The sequence below is a fragment of the Saprospira grandis str. Lewin genome (genome assembly GCF_000250635.1).
GTDB classification, from domain to species: Bacteria; Bacteroidota; Bacteroidia; order Chitinophagales; family Saprospiraceae; genus Saprospira; species Saprospira grandis.
This window is the reverse complement of sequence record NC_016940.1, coordinates 4,218,274-4,234,763: the sequence shown is the minus strand read 5'-3', so window position 1 is coordinate 4,234,763 and position 16,490 is coordinate 4,218,274. Positions and strand designations below refer to the sequence as shown.

The following is a 16,490-nucleotide window of genomic DNA, read 5'->3' as shown; positions in this document are numbered from 1 at the left end:
TTGGTTGCACCTTACGGGTAGGCTACAGGGCCTCCCGCCTTCGGCGGGCGCTACGTTTCGGGGCTCGCTGCTCGCTCGGCCCTGCGCGGGCTTCGCCCGCTTGGTCTGGCCTTTGGCCACCCCTGCACATCGGTTACTCCCGTTGGTCGTCGAAGACGCCCTAAAGGGCTTGTTGTGGCCGTTTGGCCTTCGGCCATGGCGGCTCTGCCGCTACCTGCAGCCTAAAGGCCGCAGCCATTTTTGTTGGGCCTTGGTCTTTCTTGCCGCAGCGGCTTAAAAGCCCCTGCTTTGTTTATGGAAAGGGAATATTTGGTTTTCAGGTCCTGCGGCTTTTAAGCTGCAGGCCAATTGTTGGTCAGGAGCTAGCTGTGCTGTACCTAAATTGGCTGCTGGTTTTAACCTGCAGCCACAGCTAGCAGGCGGCGAAGCCGCCGCAGGCCTAGGGATGGACAGCAGTGGCCGTTAGGCCAGACTAAGGCCCGTCGGCCTAGGGGCCTGAAAGGGGGCCGCGCAGCGGCAGACCAAGGGCGAAGCCCGCAGGGCCGAGCAGACCTGCGAGCCCTGTAAGGGCCCGGCCGCCGAAGGCGGCAGGCCCCAAAAAAATAACCCCTCATCCAAAAAAAGATGAGGAGTTATCAATAGGGGAATAGCAAGGGGATCAACTTAAACGATGGCTGTGCCGCCTTCTTGGATAGCCAAGCGGAGGGCATCTCGCATGCTGCCCGTGGTCCGAATTTCATCAATGGCAATGCCCAGCTCGACAATGGTTTGGGCGATGGGACCAGAAACGCCAGAAATCATGCATTCACTGCCCATCAAGCGAGCAGCCTTGGTCATCTTGATGAGGTGATTGGCGACGGCAGTATCCACAATAGCCACCCCACTGATGTCTAAAATGAAAAATTTAGCCTGACTCTTGGCAATTTCTTCCAACATGGCCTCCATAACATCTTTGGCCCGTTTAGAATCAATAAAGCCCACCAAAGGCAAGAGTAAAATCCCCTGCCAAATTTGAGCAATAGGAGTCGATAACTGCTTGAGGGCCTCATTTTGCTCCTCTAAATCGTTAATTGCTTTTTGTCGATAAACTTCGGAGACAATGCTGAGATCTATCTGGGCAAAGCCCTTGAGGGCCCGGACCAATTCGGGAGTGGGCGTATTGTATTTCATGAAAACCTGAAAAATGAGCTCATGAAATTTAGCAATCATGGCCGTAAAAGCTTCTAGACTAACGCCAGAACGCAAAAACAACCAGCGGGCCTCTGTTTGGCGTTCTACATAATCATCATTAAAAGAACCTGCGGCCATATCTTTCCAAATCTCAGATTTTCCGCTCCGAGTCATTTCTACCATCTGTTGGGTAAAAGAATTGCTGTAGGGGCCTTCTTCCATCCAACTAGTAATTTCCTTAAAGGTCCAATCGACCCCTTCCTGATCAATATTTTTACTGGCCGAATTGATCAACTGGCTTTCTTCCTCGCTATAAAAAAATAGCTGCCTGTATAAGGCGGCAGAGTAGGTCTTTTGTTTTCCCATGCTATTGACTGTTTTGTTTTGAAAATGCCACATAATATAAGCATTAGGAGGAAAGTTCTTAAAAAAATAGAATTTAATTTCGGTGGCACTGGTTGTAACTAAATATTGTTTTTTAGTTTTGTTCGTCACAACTTGCTGTTTATTGTTGTTTTTTTGCCTCTAATGCCTGTTGTTTTTACTGTATAATCCCGAATCAGATAGAGAGAAGTCCGCTAAAAAAAAAGGGCTACTTATTCGGCTTTTTCTACTAGTTCCTTAACTTACTGAGGAAGATGAATTCTTTGTTTTACCAAAATTAGTTATGCAGCCAAAAACGTCTACTCATAAATTTTCTGTAAAAGAACGCGCCCGTTATTTATTAACTACGCATGATAAAACCTACGACCTTTTAGTGGTTGGTGGTGGGGCCACTGGGGCCGGCATTGCTCTAGATGCCGCTAGCCGAGGACTTTCGGTGGTATTGGTCGAAAAAAATGATTTTGCTTGGGGAACCAGCAGTCGCTCGACAAAGCTTATTCATGGCGGTTTGCGCTATCTTAAGCAATTGGAGCTGGGCTTGGTCCGTGAAGTGGGCCTAGAACGAGCCATTGTACACCATAATGCCCGTCATATTGTTCGGCCCGAAAAAATGCTCCTTCCTATTATAGAAGAGGGCTCTTTGGGAAAATGGTCGAGCTCTTTGGCGCTTTGGGTGTATGACCGCCTGGCCAAAGTGAACAAAACAGAGGCCCGCCAAATGCTGAGCAAAGAGGAAACCCTAGCAGCAGAACCCCTTTTGCCTCAAGGTATTGTTAAGGCTGGAGCCATGTATTACGAATATCGAACAGATGATGCCCGCCTGACCATTGAGCTAATCAAAACGGCCGTAGAACAGGGTGCTTTGGCCCTCAATCATAGCGAAATGCTCAACTTTACCTATGATGAAAATGGACAAGTCACAGGAGCAGCTATTCGCGATTATATCTTGGAGGAAGAGTATGAACTCAAGGCCAAACATGTAGTCAATGCTACAGGCCCTTGGGTGGATGAACTCCGCGCCAAAGATGCCGATGGGGTAGAGGGCAAACGCCTACATTTATCAAAAGGAGTGCATCTGGTGGTCGATCGGCAGCGCCTGCCCATCCAACAGGCCGTCTATTTTGATGTGCGCCAAGATGGTCGAATGATTTTTGCCATTCCTAGAGAGAATTGTACTTATATCGGTACTACCGACACCGATTATAAAGGAGCCATTGATAGCCCCCGCAGCGAACAAGCCGATGTGGATTATATTTTGGCCGCCTGTAAGGAAATGTTTCCCGAACACCCTCTAACGGAAGATGATATCGACTCTTCTTGGGCGGGTTTGCGGCCCCTGATTCATGAAGATGGTAAGTCGGCCTCGGAGCTGTCTAGAAAAGATGAGATTTTTTATGCCTCTTCTGGCCTCATTTCTATTGCCGGTGGAAAACTGACTGGCTACCGCAAAATGGCCGAAAGAGTGGTGGACCAAATTGTGAAGCGCCTAGGAATCGAAGCCAGCTGCCAAACCGAAAAATTGGTCTTGAGCGGAGGCGATTTTGCCAGCGAAGAAGAGTTTGACCGCTTTATTCAGTTAAGAGTGGGAGAGGCCAAGCAGATTTCGGCCAGCCCAGAGCAAATTGGTCGCTTGGCTAGACGCTATGGGGCCAATCTGGACCTTATTCTAGAAAATGCCTTTGCCCTACATGCCGAGGTCCAAAATCCAGCCGATCGCCTGCTCTTTGCCGAGCTGCAATATGCCCTAGAATACGAAAGTGTGGGCAGTTTGGCCGATTTCTTTATCCGCAGAACAGGCAAGCTCTATTTCGAACGGGCCGCTATTATTGCCGAATACCCCAAAGTGATGCAGCGCATGCTCAAATACTTTAATTGGGGGCCCTCAGAATTGCAATTGCAAATGCAAGAACTACAACAAGCCTATATGCAAGCCGTAGATTTTGCCTAACTATAAAAGTTTTTGGCCCTATTGGCCTAGCGATGTGGAGCAGTGGCCGCAGGCCAGACCGAGCCGCTGAAGGCGGCGAAGGGCCGAGCAGGCTTGCGAGCTGCGAAACGTAGCGCCGACGACCGAAGGGAGGCGGAGGCCCCAAAAAAACAAAAAAATAATCCTATGAAAATACCATTCTTAAGTAAGCAACCCAAGCATTTTTTTAAGCCAGAAGAGGAAGACCAATTGATTGCGGCCATCCGAGAGGCCGAAGCTAAAAGCTCTGGGGAAATTCGAGTACATGTAGAACCCAAATTTAAGGGAGAAGATGCTTTTGCCCGTGCTCTAGTCTGTTTTAAGGAACTAGAAATGCAAAAAACCAAGCAGCAAAATGGGGTCTTGTTTTATCTGGCCTATGAGCAGCACAAATTTGCCATTGTGGCCGATCAGGGCATCAATGCGGTGGTTCCCGCTAATTTCTGGGATGAAATTCGGGATAATTTGCATACGGCTTTTCAGAAAAAGCAATTTTTAGAAGGCCTCAAGGCTGCCATTTTACAAACTGGCGAGCAACTCAAGGCCCATTTTCCACATGCTGGAGATGACGATCAGAACGAATTGCCTGATGAAATTTCTAAGGCTTAGTCTTCTTTTTCTTGCAGGGCCTTTAGGGCTTTTCTAAGTGCATTGACCTCTTTTTGGAGGCGGGGCAACTGCTTGAAGACCGCTTGAGAGCGCAAGAAATCATTATAAGGGAGAGCCGGGGAGCCAAAGAGCGCCTGGTTCTCCTTTTTTACGCTCTTGTTGATCCCACTTTGGGCCTGAATTTTTGTGCCCTTGGCCAATTGGATGTGGCCAACCAGCCCCACCTGTCCACCAATAAGGCAGTTTTCGCCCACCTTGGTGCTGCCCGCAATGCCCGCCTGAGCAGCCACGGCGGTATGCTTCCCAATCTCTACATTATGAGCAATTTGGATGAGGTTGTCGAGCTTTACCCCCTGCTTAATTAGGGTTTGCCCCATGGTGGCACGGTCAATCACCGTATTGGCCCCCACTTCTACCTGATCTTCTAGAATGACAATCCCCAGTTGTGGAATCTTCTCATAGCTGCCATCGGCCTGAGGCGCAAAGCCAAAGCCATCGGAACCAATTACGGAGTTGGCATGAATGATACAGTTTTGGCCAATTTGACAGCCCTTCAAAATGCGAACGCCAGGCTCAATGATACTGCCTGCTCCAATTTTTACATCTGCGCCAATATAGGCCTGCGGATAAATTTTTGCGCCCGCCTCAATGACTACATTGGGGCCAACATAGGCCAAAGCGCCCACTTCTGCACCTTCTGCAACCTTTGCCGAAGGATCAATGACGGCCTGAGGCGAAATCTGCTGGGCCGCAGGAGCCTCCGCCTGGGCAGCCTGAAAATGCTGTAGCAAAAAGCTAAGGCTGGCATAAACGTCTTTTACACGCAGCAAGGTGGCCGAAACTGGCGCCTGCGGCTCAAAGTCAAGCCCCACCAAAACAATAGAGGAGGCACAATTATAAAGGTAAGATTCGTATTTGGGGTTGCCCAAAAAGCTAATGGCACCAGGCTCGCCCTCCTCAATTTTGGCGGGTTTATGGACCCGAACATTGGGGTCGCCTTCAATTTTAGCGTCGAGCAAATGGGCCAATTCGGCAGCAGAAACAGATTTCATTATGCAGATAGATTGAATGGTGGAAAAATGCGCCCTAATATGCAATTTTTGCCGCCAAAAAACAAAAAGAGATTTTTCAATGAGATAATCTTATCTTAGTAGATTCTATAACGTGAACTAAAATTTAGGAAAGGATGAGAAAATCACTACTTCTCTGGGCCTTTTTGGCCCTGCCTAGCTTGGCTCTTTTTGCCCAGCCCACTCTCTCTAATTCGATTTTTCCCGCCGCTGGCGATGTCTTTGAACGATCAACTAGCCTCAGTAGTTTCGACTCCCTGGCACTAGCCATTACCCCCGCTTCTAATCAGGCCCAAACTTGGAATTTTACCTCTTTGCGGACCGAAACCTTTAGCCGCGATAGTGTAGAAGCCGCCAACCGCCCCGATTTTCCCACCGCCGATATTCAACAGCCCTTTTTTGGCCAAGCTCAGGTGTTTATTGATATCAGTAGCACAAAAATGGAGTATGTAGCTGGCGCGCTGGGCTTTGGTACAATCGCCTTTTCAGGCCTGTTTAATGACCCCCTAGAGATTCAACGTGCCCCCCTCAATTATGGAGACAGCTATACCGATAGCTACCAAATGCTTATTTCAGAACATATTGATAGCGTGCCCGGCCTGCGCCCCTTTATCGATTCTATGAATTTACCCATCGATCCCGATTCGATCCGCATTAACCTAGAAGGTGACTATGAGTCGGAGGTGGATGCTTTTGGCACTTGCCAACTGCCCGATAGCAGCTATACCGTTTTGCGCCAGCATACGGTCAATTACTCGGATGTGCAAATTGAAGCCTATTTTGTGACGCCTTTTGGCGCGGGTTGGCAGGACATCAGTAGCACAATTGCAGGCCAATTGCCTTTCCCGCTCACTGATACCACGGAGCAGTTTAGCTTTATTGCCGAAAATGAGGGCATGCCCCTGGCCAGACTCACCACCAATAAGGATAATCAAGCCGTAGAAGCTGCCGAATTTAAAGGCCAAAGACAGATTGGAACTGCGGTGCAAAGCTTGAGCGTACAAGAGTTTCGCCTCTATCCTCAGCCCGCCCAAAATGCGGTTTATCTAGAGCTCGAGCTTTTGCAGGCGCCCTACCAACTCTATAATTTGCAGGGCCAACTCTTACAAACTGGCCAATGGCAGAACGGAACGGCTATTTCGCTGGCCAATTTGCCCGCGGGCCCTTATTTGCTCCGCCTCCAAGATGAAAAAGGCCAATTGTATCAACAGATGCTCATTAAGGGCTAGTCTTTTTTTAAGGATTTGGGGCCCGCGGCCAGCAAGCTGGCCGCCGCTACGTTGCGGGGCTCGCTATTCGCTCGGCCCTTCGTTTTTCTCGCTAGCGCTCCAAAAAACTCGGTCTGGCCTGCGGCCCCCCCTCCACATCGCTGGGCCGCTCATCTTTTGGTTTCTCTCTAAACGGACCGCTTCGGCCCCAAAAAGAAAGGGCGCAAAACCTAGGTTTTGCGCCCTTTTTATGCTTAGCTCAAGAGATTAAGACCAACGAATAGTTTGGCTGGCAGTGCTGCCATCATACTGTTTGCCTGTTTTGGTTTTTAGACTTAGACTGAGCATGAACTCAAAGCATTTGTCATTCCAAATCCAAGAAGGGAGCTCCTTGCAAGCATCCCACAGATTACCTTCCGCTTTTAGCACTACAATAAAGCTGTTGTTAGCAGTTAGCGAGAGCGGCATTTGGGGACTAAGGGCCTTCAAGGGTATATAAACCGGATCAATTTGCATATCGGGCTCGTCATCATAGTTGTACCAGTCTTCTTGGTCTACAACACAATTAGGAACTAGCTCCTCTACTTCAACATCTCCCTCTACGGTTACTTCCGCAAAAAGATAAATGTCATCCAATTGACGATACCCAAATTCTTCATAGGGTTTTACCCATTTCACAAAGTCTTTATGCTCTGCTTCGCTCAATACGCCCTTGAGCTCTTCGTCCAATCGTTGTTTTACTTCTGCCGTTAGGGCCGTGAATGCAGTGGTCACTTTCATTTTTTAGCGTTGTTTTAGCTGTGAGAAAAAAATAGAATTGTTCTCTGCCTGTGACAGGCGCTGCCTAATCTAAAGGATTATTTTTTGTCCCGCTGTGATTTTTTACCTTTTTAGGAGCTCTCAAAAGGCTTTTCAGCCCCTCATTTTTAATTGATGGCTTTTAGGTTTTAAGGAGTTCAGAAAAAAATTTATCTTTCGCCTTCAAGGACCAAGAGGTCCAGCAATTTTGATTTACAAAAAGCCAAGATGACGAAGATTAAATTTGGTACCGATGGCTGGCGCGCCATCATCGCAGATACGTACACCAACGATAACCTCAAAAGAGTAGCCCTAGCTACCGCTCAATATATTAAGGCCGAAGGTGGCCAAGCTGTAGTGCTCGGACACGATTGCCGTTTTGCAGGAAGCATGTTCGCCGATTTGGCGGCCCGCATCTTTGCCGACCAAGGCCTGAAGGTCTATTTGGCCCAAGGCTTTGTTTCTACTCCCATGGTTTCTTTAGGGGTGGTTTTGCAAAAGGCATTTATGGGCGTGGTCATCACGGCCAGCCATAATCCTCCTAGCTACAATGGCTATAAATTAAAGTCGGCTTATGGTGGGCCCAGCATTCCCGCCGAAGTGACGGAGGTAGAGGACCGCATCGCCGATGAGGTGCCCGCTACCCCAAGCACTACCCAAGCAGAATTTGTCGCTCAGGGCAAAATCGAATATATCGATCTCGAAAAGTTGTATGTGGAGCACTGCCGCAAGGCCTTTGATATCGAGGCCATCAACAATTCTTTTGTCAATTTGGCTTATGATGCCATGTATGGCGCTGGACAAAATGTGGTTCGCCAATTGATTCCGGCCGTAACAGAATTGCATTGCGATTATAATCCTAGCTTTATGGGCCAAGCTCCAGAGCCCATCCACCGTAACCTAGGCGAGCTTTCTGCTCTTTTGGCCAAAACGCCCGAACTCAACGCAGGCCTAGCCAATGATGGCGATGCCGATCGCATCGGCATGTATGATGAAGAGGGCCGCTTTGTCGATTCGCATCAGATTTTGTTGCTCCTCATTCACTACCTACACAAATATAAAGGGCTTTCGGGCAAGGTGGTCGTGACTTTCTCGGTAACAGATAAAGTGAAAAAACTTTGTGAACTCTATAACTTGGATTGCCAAGTGACCAAAATCGGCTTTAAATATATTGCCGAAATTATGACCAAAGAGGAGGTCCTCGTTGGGGGAGAAGAATCGGGTGGAATTGCCGCTACGGGCCATATTCCCGAAAGAGACGGCATCTGGATTGGCCTCATTCTCCTTGAGTTTATGGCCAAAACAGGCAAAACCCTCAGCCAATTGATGGACGAAATCTATGAGTTGGTTGGTCCTTTTGCCTTTAACCGCGATGATCTCCACCTCAACAATGAGCTAAAATGGCAGATTGTAGAAAATTGTAAGGCAGGCAGCTATAGCCAATTCGGTCCCTACAAGATCCAAAAAGTGGAGGATATTGACGGCTTTAAGTTTTACCTACGCGATGATGCTTGGGTGATGATTCGCCCCTCTGGCACCGAGCCCGTTTTGCGGGTCTATGCCCAAGCGCCTACCGATGAAGAGGTGCGCCAAATCCTAGATGCTACCAAAGCGGCTCTTTTAGAGGGCTAAGATTTGGGGCCTCCCGCAGCCCTTTTAAGAGGGGCTGCGGGCGCTACGTTCGGCAGCTCGCTACTCGCTCGGCCCTGCGCAAAAAACAAGTTTTTGCTGGGTCTGCGGCTTTGCCGCACTGCCTACCATCGCTAGGCCATTCGGCCTTTGGCCGCTAGGGAACTATCTCTCCACTGCTAATTGCCTAAATCGCATGAATAAAAAAGCATACTTACTTTTAGCCCTGCCTTTTTTCTGGACCGCCTGTCAATCGCCTCCCACCGAAGAGGCCTTGGCCCAAGAAGCGGCCAAAGAAAATGCAGCTCAAGAAACGGCTTATCGCTTCAAGCAATGGAGCCGAAAAATGGAGGCTTCTACCATTGATAGTAGCAGCCAGTCTGTACAATTACAACGCCTTAGCCTAAGCCTAGATGCTTCGGCCAAGGAGGAGGTCAAGGCTATTTTGGCCCAATATGATGATAAAGAAAACCAAGCTCCCGATAGCTTGTTTCAGGAAGATGCGCCCAGCAAAAAGACCAAATTGCCCATTGAAAATGGGGCCGTTTTGATTGGGGTGCGCAACTATGAGCAAGCCTATAAGAAAATCAAGGAGTTAGCTGCTACTTATCAGGCCGAAATTCTTTCTGAGGAAGAAAAGGGCAGTGATTTGCAGCTAGAAAATACTTTGGTCCTACAACTTCCGCCCAGCAATTTCCAGATCTTTTTGGAGGAGCTGCGAGAGCTTTCTGTAGTGGTTCGGGAAAAACGCATTTGGCGCCAAGATTTGGGCGGCCAATTTGTAGAGCTCGATAGCCGCTTGAAGAATAAGTATTTGGCCAAAACTCGTTTGGAGAGTTTGCTGCGCAATGCGCAGGATGCTCAGGCTATTTTGCCTATTCAAAGAGAGTTGGACCAAATTACGGAGGATATTGAGCTGCTCAAGCAGGCGGTCAACCTCATGCTAGAAAAATCGGCCCATAGCAGCATTACCTTGACCTTTTACCAGGAGGTGAACCCAGAGGAAAAGGTACAGCAGGCTGCTTTTGGCAATCGGATGGCAGAGGGCGCGCAAACGGGTTGGACCAATTTCAAGGAGTCTTTGGTGAGCATGGCTTACCTTTGGCCCTATATTCTACTGGGCCTTATCTTTTCGCTAACGGCGCTTTTTGCAGCCCGCTCTAGCCGAAAAAGAGCGCAGCAAGCCAAACTAAAAGCCTTTCAGGCGCAGCAAGCTTGGCTCATGCAGCAAAAACAGTTGCAGCAGCCCAAGGCGCCCAAAGACAGCGAATAGGCAGCTTGTCTGCCTTTGGGCCAGCGGCCCAAAACGGCCTAGCGATGTGCAGGGGTGGCCGTCAGGCCAGACCGAGCCAGCAAAGCTGGTGAAGGGCCGAGCAGAACTGCGAGCCCCGAAACGTAGCGCCTGCCGCAGGCAGGAGGCCCCAAAAAAATATTAAAAAATCTCTTTTGGGAAGAATTCTTCCCGACTATAAAAAATGAGCAAGATGAAGTACGATCTCACCATCATCGGATCTGGACCTGGCGGTTATGTAGCAGCCATTCGCGCTGCCCAACTGGGCCAGAAAGTGGCCATTATTGAGCGTTATTCTACTTTGGGCGGAACCTGCCTGAACGTAGGTTGTATTCCCTCAAAGGCGCTATTAGATTCTTCGGAGCATTTTCATGCGGCGGAGAAAAAATTTCAAGACCACGGCATTAACGTTTCTGGACTTTCTGTAGATTTTGAGCAGATGGTGAAGCGTAAGGACGAGGTGGTTTCGCAGACTTGTGCGGGGGTAGAGTTCTTGATGAAAAAGAACAAAATTACCGTTTATACGGGCCACGGAAGCTTTGTGAGCCGCAATACAATTCAGATTGCGCCCAAGGATGGCGAAGGCGAAACGCAGACCATCGAGACCGATAAAGTGATTATTGCAACGGGTTCTAAGCCTGTTTTGCCTGCCGCTTTCAACTACGATAAGCAGCGTGTAATTAGCTCGACAGAGGCCTTGACTTTGAAAGAAGTGCCTAAGCGTTTGTTGGTGATTGGTGCTGGTGTAATTGGACTGGAATTGGGCTCTGTTTATGCTCGTTTGGGCACAGAGGTCGAGGTGATTGAGTACCAAAATGCTGTTTTGGGTGGTATGGATGCCGATTTGGGCAAAGAAATGCGCAAAGTGCTCAAAAAAGAATTGAAAATCAAGTTCCACCTCAACCATAAGGTAGAAACTGTAGAAAACCTAGGCGAGGAAGTGAAATTGGTTGCTGAATCGCGCAAAGATGGTAAAAAACTGGAGCTTCAAGCCGATTACTGTCTAGTGGCTATTGGTCGCCGTCCTTATACGGATGCTTTGGGGCTAGAAAATGTAGGCGTTGAATTGGATGAGCGTGGGCGCATCAAAATTGACAACCATATGCAAACCAATGTAGAAGGTATTTTTGCGATTGGCGATGTTGTTCGTGGGGCTATGTTGGCCCATAAAGCCGAGGAAGAAGGCGTTTATGTAGCGGAATACATCAGTGGGCAAAAGCCTCATATCAACTACAACTTGATTCCTGGTGTGGTTTACACTTGGCCTGAAGTGGCTGCAGTGGGGCAGACCGAAGAAGAATTGAAAGCGGCAAAAGTAGCTTATAAAGTGGGTAAATTCCCCTTTAAGGCCCTTGGTCGCGCTCGTGCTTCTGCCGATACCAATGGTTTTGTAAAAATCCTATCGGATAAAGAAACCGATGAGGTTTTGGGCGTGCACATGATTGGTGCTCGTTGTGCGGACCTCATTATTGAGGCCGTAGCAGCCATGGAATTCCGTGCTTCTGCCGAGGATATGTCTCGTTATAGCCATCCGCATCCTACCTTTACCGAAGCGGTGAAAGAGGCTGCCTTGGCCGCCACCGAAGACCGCGCCTTGCATAGCTAGGTCAAAAAGAACTGAAATGAGGAGCAACAGCTCTTGGACCGGTGCCAAGGGCTGTTGCTTTTTTTTATAAGAAGCTAATAAAACAACTATGAGTTTAGCCGCATCAGAATTGATTTTGAATCCCGATGGCAGCATTTATCATTTGAATATGCAGCCCGAACAACTGGCCGATACCGTTATTTTGGTTGGAGATCCTGAGCGAGTGAGTAAAATCAGTTGCTACTTTGATCGTATAGATACGGAAATTCGCAAAAGAGAATTTGTGATCCATACTGGAGAAATGGGCGGGAAGCGCATCACGGTCATGTCGACAGGTATGGGGACCGATAATATTGACATTGTTATTAATGAGCTAGATGCTTTGGTCAATATTGATTTAAAAACAAGGACCCTCAAAAAAGAATTGCGCAGCTTAAAGCTCCTACGGATTGGCACCTCGGGCAGTTTGCGGGAGGATATTCCCGTAGGGAGCTTATTGATGAGCCGTTATTCGATTGGCTTGGAAGGCCTATTGGGCTTTTATGAGCGGCCCATGAGCGAAAAGGAAAACGTATTGGCCCAAAAAGCCCAGGCTTTGTTGGCTGGGTTGGATTTTGGTATTCGTCCAGAGGCCGTCAGTTGTGGAACAGCACTATTAGAGCAATTTCGTCCCGCTGGCTTTTTGGAGGGAATTACGCTAACGGCAACGGGCTTTTATGCTCCACAAAACCGGGAGCTCAGAGCCAAGAACCGCATGCCTGCGCTATTGTCAAAATTTAGAGCCTTAGAATTTGATGGATACAAAGCGAGCAATTTAGAAATGGAAACGGCTGGAATTTATGGCTTGGCTACTGCTTTGGGCCATCAGGCCCTTTCGCTAAATGCTATTTTGGCCAATAGAGAGGCGGGGATCTTCCATGATCAGCCTAAACAATTGGTCAAAGAACTGATTGAGAAGAGCTTGGAGTTAATTTAAAGTATACGATAGTTTTATAGCTCGGTTTTTTAGTTTATATTGTAGTGATTTATTTCAAGTTACCTCAATACAGACTTATGAACTGGAGTACGATTCCATTTTTCCGTTTACTTTTACCGGGCTTATTGGGCCTATTGTTAGCGTATTGCCTGCCTTGGTCGGCTGCGGCCCATTGGGGCGCATATTCATTTTGGGGCGTATTGCTTCTTCTATTGCTTGGGCAATATTTGGGGCGATATTCCCCATTTTTTTGGCGTTTTTGGGGTTTGGGTTTGCAGTTGTTGCTCATCTTGGGGGGCTATGTTTGGACCTATGAGCGGGTTTTGCGGCCAAGAGAGCAGCCTATTCCCTTAGTTTGGACCGAGTTTCGGGCTAGGGTAAATAGTTTGCCTCAACCGAAAAGCAAAACGGTACAGCTGCAGTTGCAGCTAGCGCATTATTATGAAGCGGACAAAGGCTGGATAGTTTGTCAGGAGCCGCTGTTGTTGTATTTGCCCAAGGATAGTCAGGCTTTGGCCCTTAATTATGGGGATGAATTGGTCCTTTTGGGCAAGCCTAGGGCTTTTGAGGCGCCCAAAAACTACGGTCAATTTGATGCTCGGGCCTATTATGGCCAAAAGGGGATTTCGGCCCAAATGTATAGCAAAAATTGGCATTTAGCGGCCAAGGCAGCGCCTAGCTTTTGGGGCATTTTGATTGATTGGCGTTTATTCTTAAAGGCGAGATTGCGGCGGCTAATTCCGGGTCAGGATGGCGCTTATTCGGTGGCCGCGGCTTTGATTTTGGGCGACAAAACCGATTTGGACCAGGAGCTTCGGCAGGCTTATTCGGCCACGGGGGCCAGTCATGTTTTGGCGGTTTCGGGCTTGCATGTAGGCTTGTTGGCTAGTATTTTAGGGGCCTTAATCAAATTATTTAGGCGAAAATCGGCCTGGCGTTATTCTTTTCGAGAGGCTATTTTATTATTGTTAGGCATTTGGTTATTTGCCTTATTAACGGGGGCGGCGCCCTCGGTTTGTCGGGCCAGTAGTATGTTTTCGCTTTTGATTTTGGGGCAGTGTTTGGGCCGAAACTCCTCGATTTACAATAGTCTTTCGGGCTCGGCTTTTTTGCTTTTGTTATATGATCCCGCCAATTTGTGGAATTTAGGTTTTCAGCTTTCTTATTTGGCTGTTTTGGGCATTGTTTATTTTCAGCCCAAGCTTTATCGTTGGTATTATTTTTCTTTTTGGCCCGTGCAGTACATCTGGGGTTTATTTACGGTTTCTTTGGCGGCGCAACTGGCTACTTTGCCGCTCACGCTCTATTATTTTCATCAGTTTCCCAGTTATTTTTGGTTATCGGGTTTGTTGGTGGTGCCTTTGGCGGGGATTCTTTTGCCTTTGGGCATGGCGGCTTTATTGTGCTTAGATATTCCCATTTTGGGCGGACTTTTATCTTGGCTGCTTGTTTTTCTTTTGCGTTTGATGAATGGGGCCATTTTGGCCATAGAAACTTGGCCAATGGCTAAAATATCGGCTTTTGAGTTGGCTTCTTGGGAGCTACTACTGGCTTATTTTGCCATTTTATCTTTGGTGTTGAGCTTAGCTTGGCGGCGGATAACGCCCTTATTGCTAGGGGCTTGTTGTTTGTTATTCATTTTGGGCCATAATAGTTGGCAGCAGTTGCGGGCCGAAAAACAGGCGCATTTAGCGGTTTATCAGAGCAATCGAGGGCTGTATATCGACTATTTTCATGGCCGAACGGCCTATAGTTATTATGATTCGACGGTTTGGTCTTCGGCTCGGCAGCGGGGATATTTATCGGCGGGTAGTCAGCGGCGGGCCAAAATCAAAAGCTTGGAAGAGCAGCCCATTGCTAGCAAGCAAAATCAATGGTTATTATTGGGCCAAAAGCGGATCTTGCTTCTTTATCGGCGGCCTGAGTATTGGCCCGAAAAAAAGATTGATTATCTTATCGCGGATAGTCGGCTTTCGGATAGTTTGTTGTTGCCCATCATGCAGCAGCAACCCCATATACAGCTGATTAGAACATCTTTAGGGAGATGATTTGGGGCCCGCGGCCAGCGAAGCTGGCCGCCGCTATGCTGCGGGGCTCACAGGTCTGTTCGGCCCTTCAGGCTTCACTTCGTTTCGCCTTCGGTCTGGCCCTTTGGGCCACCCCTTCGCAGCGCTGGGCCGTTTGGCCTTCGGCCATGGCGGCTTTGCCGCCTGCTATTCATCGCCTAGGGACAAGCCCCCAAGCTAATCCAATGGAGTCAGCCCTAAAGGGCCTCAAATTGTGATCTACGTCTTTGCTCAATTGTTATCGTAAAGAAGGACCATATCCAAAGGCCCTCTTTAGAGGGCTGTCTGAAAAAGCTAGCCTAGGGGCTTGTCCCTAGGCAGCAAAAGGATGGACAAAAAATTTTTAACGCACTCTTTCTCTAGTATCTGATGTTCTTTATTAGTCCCTCAACTTTTTCTCGGATCTTTTTAAAAAAGGGGGGGCGCGTCTTTTAGTAGCTGGGTAGTTTTGGGCTGAAGTTTAATGGAAAGCTACAAGTAGAAAAAGCGAACAAGGACTTTAGTCCGTCAGTTCGCTCAGTTAATAACCCTGGGCTTCAGCCCAGGGCGGTAAGGATATCCACGCGCTAGTCCCTCAACTTTTTCTCGGATCTTTTAAAAAAAAAAGGGGGGGAGAAAGCGTCTTTTAGCAGTTGGGTAGTTTTGGGCCCATGGGCTGAAGCCCATGGTTGTAGACTGAGCAAACTGGCGGGCTAAAGCCCTTGTTTGCTATAAATGATATGGGCCGATGGTTTTTACCTTTGGCTCATTTTTATTGTAATTTAGTGCTTCATTATACGACTTTTTTCTTTCGTTTTTCCACCTTAAATTACTGTCCTAATTTTGGGGGTAAGGGCAATGAAAAAATGTACTTTTCTGGGGAGAATGAAATTATGTTTGGGCCTCCTAGAAATGCAAAGGAATTGCCTGCAGTTAGGCACTTTATGCCAGATTATAAAAAATAAATTTTAACCATGTTAAGACTAAATTTTAAATCTATTGCTAAGCCCTTGGATTATTTGATAGATTACTATTATTATTATCTTCCTTTTATGATTCGTTTAAGAGAAACTCTTAAGGGGGATTCAATATTTATTGATTTTTTTAGTAAAAATAGTGGAGTATTCATTCAATCCGCTTTTGACTCTTGCAGTAAAACTCTGTCTAGAATGGATCTCGTCTCATTAAATAATGAAAAAATAAAAAAACTAGAGGATGATGAATTTAATCGTTTAGAGTTGAGTGATGAGTTTTATAGCTGTTCTTTAGGGATAGAAATAGACGATGACCTTCAACATCATAGGTTGGAGATGATGACTGCTTTTATGAATGAAACGGCTATGCTTATAACGATTGGAGAAAGTAGGGGGCCAGTTAAGTATTACCGAATAAGTGAAAGTGTGTATCTTGGAACAGATCCTGATTCATCTTGGTGCGCCATCTTGCTTTTAGATTTAAGCGAAGCGGATATTAGAGAGATTAAGTTGCTGTAGAAAGCCTTATTTTGTGGTTATTGGTTTAGCCTAAAAGTATTTTTTAGGGGCCTCCCGCCTTCGGCGGGCGCTACGTTTCAGGGCTCGCAGGTCTGCTCGGCCCTGCGACCTGACGGCCTTGGTCTGCGGCTTCGCCGCCCCCTTTCACATCGCTAGGCCGTTTGGCCTTCGGCCATGGCGGCTTTGCCGCTATCTGCAGCCTAAATTCTTATTGGGCTTTGGTCTTTCTCGCCGCAGCGGCTTAAAAGCCCCTGCTTTGTTTGTGG

Annotated in this window: 12 protein-coding genes; 9 read left to right on the top strand and 3 right to left on the bottom strand. The window is 47.7% G+C overall.

From position 1 onward, the window contains the following. Window positions 1-663: 663 nt before the first annotated feature. Window positions 664-1,536 carry an STAS domain-containing protein gene (locus tag SGRA_RS18710; RefSeq protein ID WP_041330000.1) on the bottom strand — a complete coding sequence of 291 codons (873 nt, stop codon included), beginning with the start codon at window positions 1,534-1,536 and terminating at the stop codon, window positions 664-666. A gap of 301 nt (window positions 1,537-1,837) precedes the next feature. On the opposite strand from SGRA_RS18710, the gene SGRA_RS18705 reads away from it, so the two are divergent. Together SGRA_RS18705 and SGRA_RS18700 are read left to right on the top strand one after the other, a co-directional pair. Continuing rightward, window positions 1,838-3,502 carry a glycerol-3-phosphate dehydrogenase/oxidase gene (locus SGRA_RS18705; RefSeq protein WP_015694397.1) on the top strand — a complete coding sequence of 555 codons (1,665 nt, stop codon included), beginning with the start codon at window positions 1,838-1,840 and terminating at the stop codon, window positions 3,500-3,502. A 165-nt stretch (window positions 3,503-3,667) separates the two neighbouring features. After that, on the top strand, window positions 3,668-4,129 hold the full coding sequence (locus SGRA_RS18700; protein WP_002660797.1) for a TPM domain-containing protein: 462 nt from the start codon (window positions 3,668-3,670) through the stop codon (window positions 4,127-4,129). Here the strand turns inward: SGRA_RS18700 and lpxD are convergent. Next, the gene (gene lpxD / locus SGRA_RS18695) at window positions 4,126-5,181 is read right to left on the bottom strand and encodes a UDP-3-O-(3-hydroxymyristoyl)glucosamine N-acyltransferase (RefSeq protein ID WP_015694396.1); all 1,056 of its coding nucleotides are present in this window, start codon (window positions 5,179-5,181) and stop codon (window positions 4,126-4,128) included. The genes SGRA_RS18700 and lpxD overlap by 4 nt on opposite strands. A 134-nt stretch (window positions 5,182-5,315) precedes the next feature. Here lpxD and SGRA_RS18690 point away from each other — a divergent pair, with 134 nt between their 5' ends. Further along, the gene (locus tag SGRA_RS18690; protein ID WP_015694395.1) at window positions 5,316-6,428 is read left to right on the top strand and encodes a T9SS type A sorting domain-containing protein; all 1,113 of its coding nucleotides are present in this window, start codon (window positions 5,316-5,318) and stop codon (window positions 6,426-6,428) included. 246 nt (window positions 6,429-6,674) lie between these two features. Here the strand turns inward: SGRA_RS18690 and SGRA_RS18685 are convergent, their stop codons facing one another. Beyond that, window positions 6,675-7,187, bottom strand: a complete 513-nt coding sequence (locus tag SGRA_RS18685; RefSeq protein WP_015694394.1) for a hypothetical protein — start codon at window positions 7,185-7,187, stop codon at window positions 6,675-6,677. A 246-nt stretch (window positions 7,188-7,433) separates the two neighbouring features. Between SGRA_RS18685 and SGRA_RS18680 the strand changes: the two genes are divergently transcribed. The 6 genes from SGRA_RS18680 (at window position 7,434) to SGRA_RS18645 (ending at window position 16,224) form a co-directional block, all read left to right on the top strand. Beyond that, window positions 7,434-8,837, top strand: a complete 1,404-nt coding sequence (locus SGRA_RS18680; RefSeq protein ID WP_015694393.1) for a phosphoglucomutase/phosphomannomutase family protein — start codon at window positions 7,434-7,436, stop codon at window positions 8,835-8,837. 193 nt (window positions 8,838-9,030) lie between these two features. After that, window positions 9,031-10,107, top strand: coding sequence for a DUF4349 domain-containing protein (locus tag SGRA_RS18675; RefSeq protein ID WP_015694392.1), 1,077 nt, complete (start codon window positions 9,031-9,033; stop codon window positions 10,105-10,107). 211 nt (window positions 10,108-10,318) lie between these two features. Beyond that, the gene (gene lpdA / locus SGRA_RS18670) at window positions 10,319-11,731 is read left to right on the top strand and encodes a dihydrolipoyl dehydrogenase (protein ID WP_015694391.1); all 1,413 of its coding nucleotides are present in this window, start codon (window positions 10,319-10,321) and stop codon (window positions 11,729-11,731) included. A gap of 88 nt (window positions 11,732-11,819) precedes the next feature. After that, complete coding sequence (locus SGRA_RS18665; RefSeq protein ID WP_015694390.1) at window positions 11,820-12,686, top strand: nucleoside phosphorylase; 867 nt, start codon at window positions 11,820-11,822, stop codon at window positions 12,684-12,686. A gap of 77 nt (window positions 12,687-12,763) precedes the next feature. Next, window positions 12,764-14,734, top strand: a complete 1,971-nt coding sequence (locus SGRA_RS18660; RefSeq protein WP_015694389.1) for a ComEC/Rec2 family competence protein — start codon at window positions 12,764-12,766, stop codon at window positions 14,732-14,734. A 971-nt stretch (window positions 14,735-15,705) separates the two neighbouring features. Continuing rightward, window positions 15,706-16,224, top strand: a complete 519-nt coding sequence (locus tag SGRA_RS18645) for a hypothetical protein (protein ID WP_015694386.1) — start codon at window positions 15,706-15,708, stop codon at window positions 16,222-16,224. The last annotated feature ends 266 nt before the right edge of the window (window positions 16,225-16,490 follow it).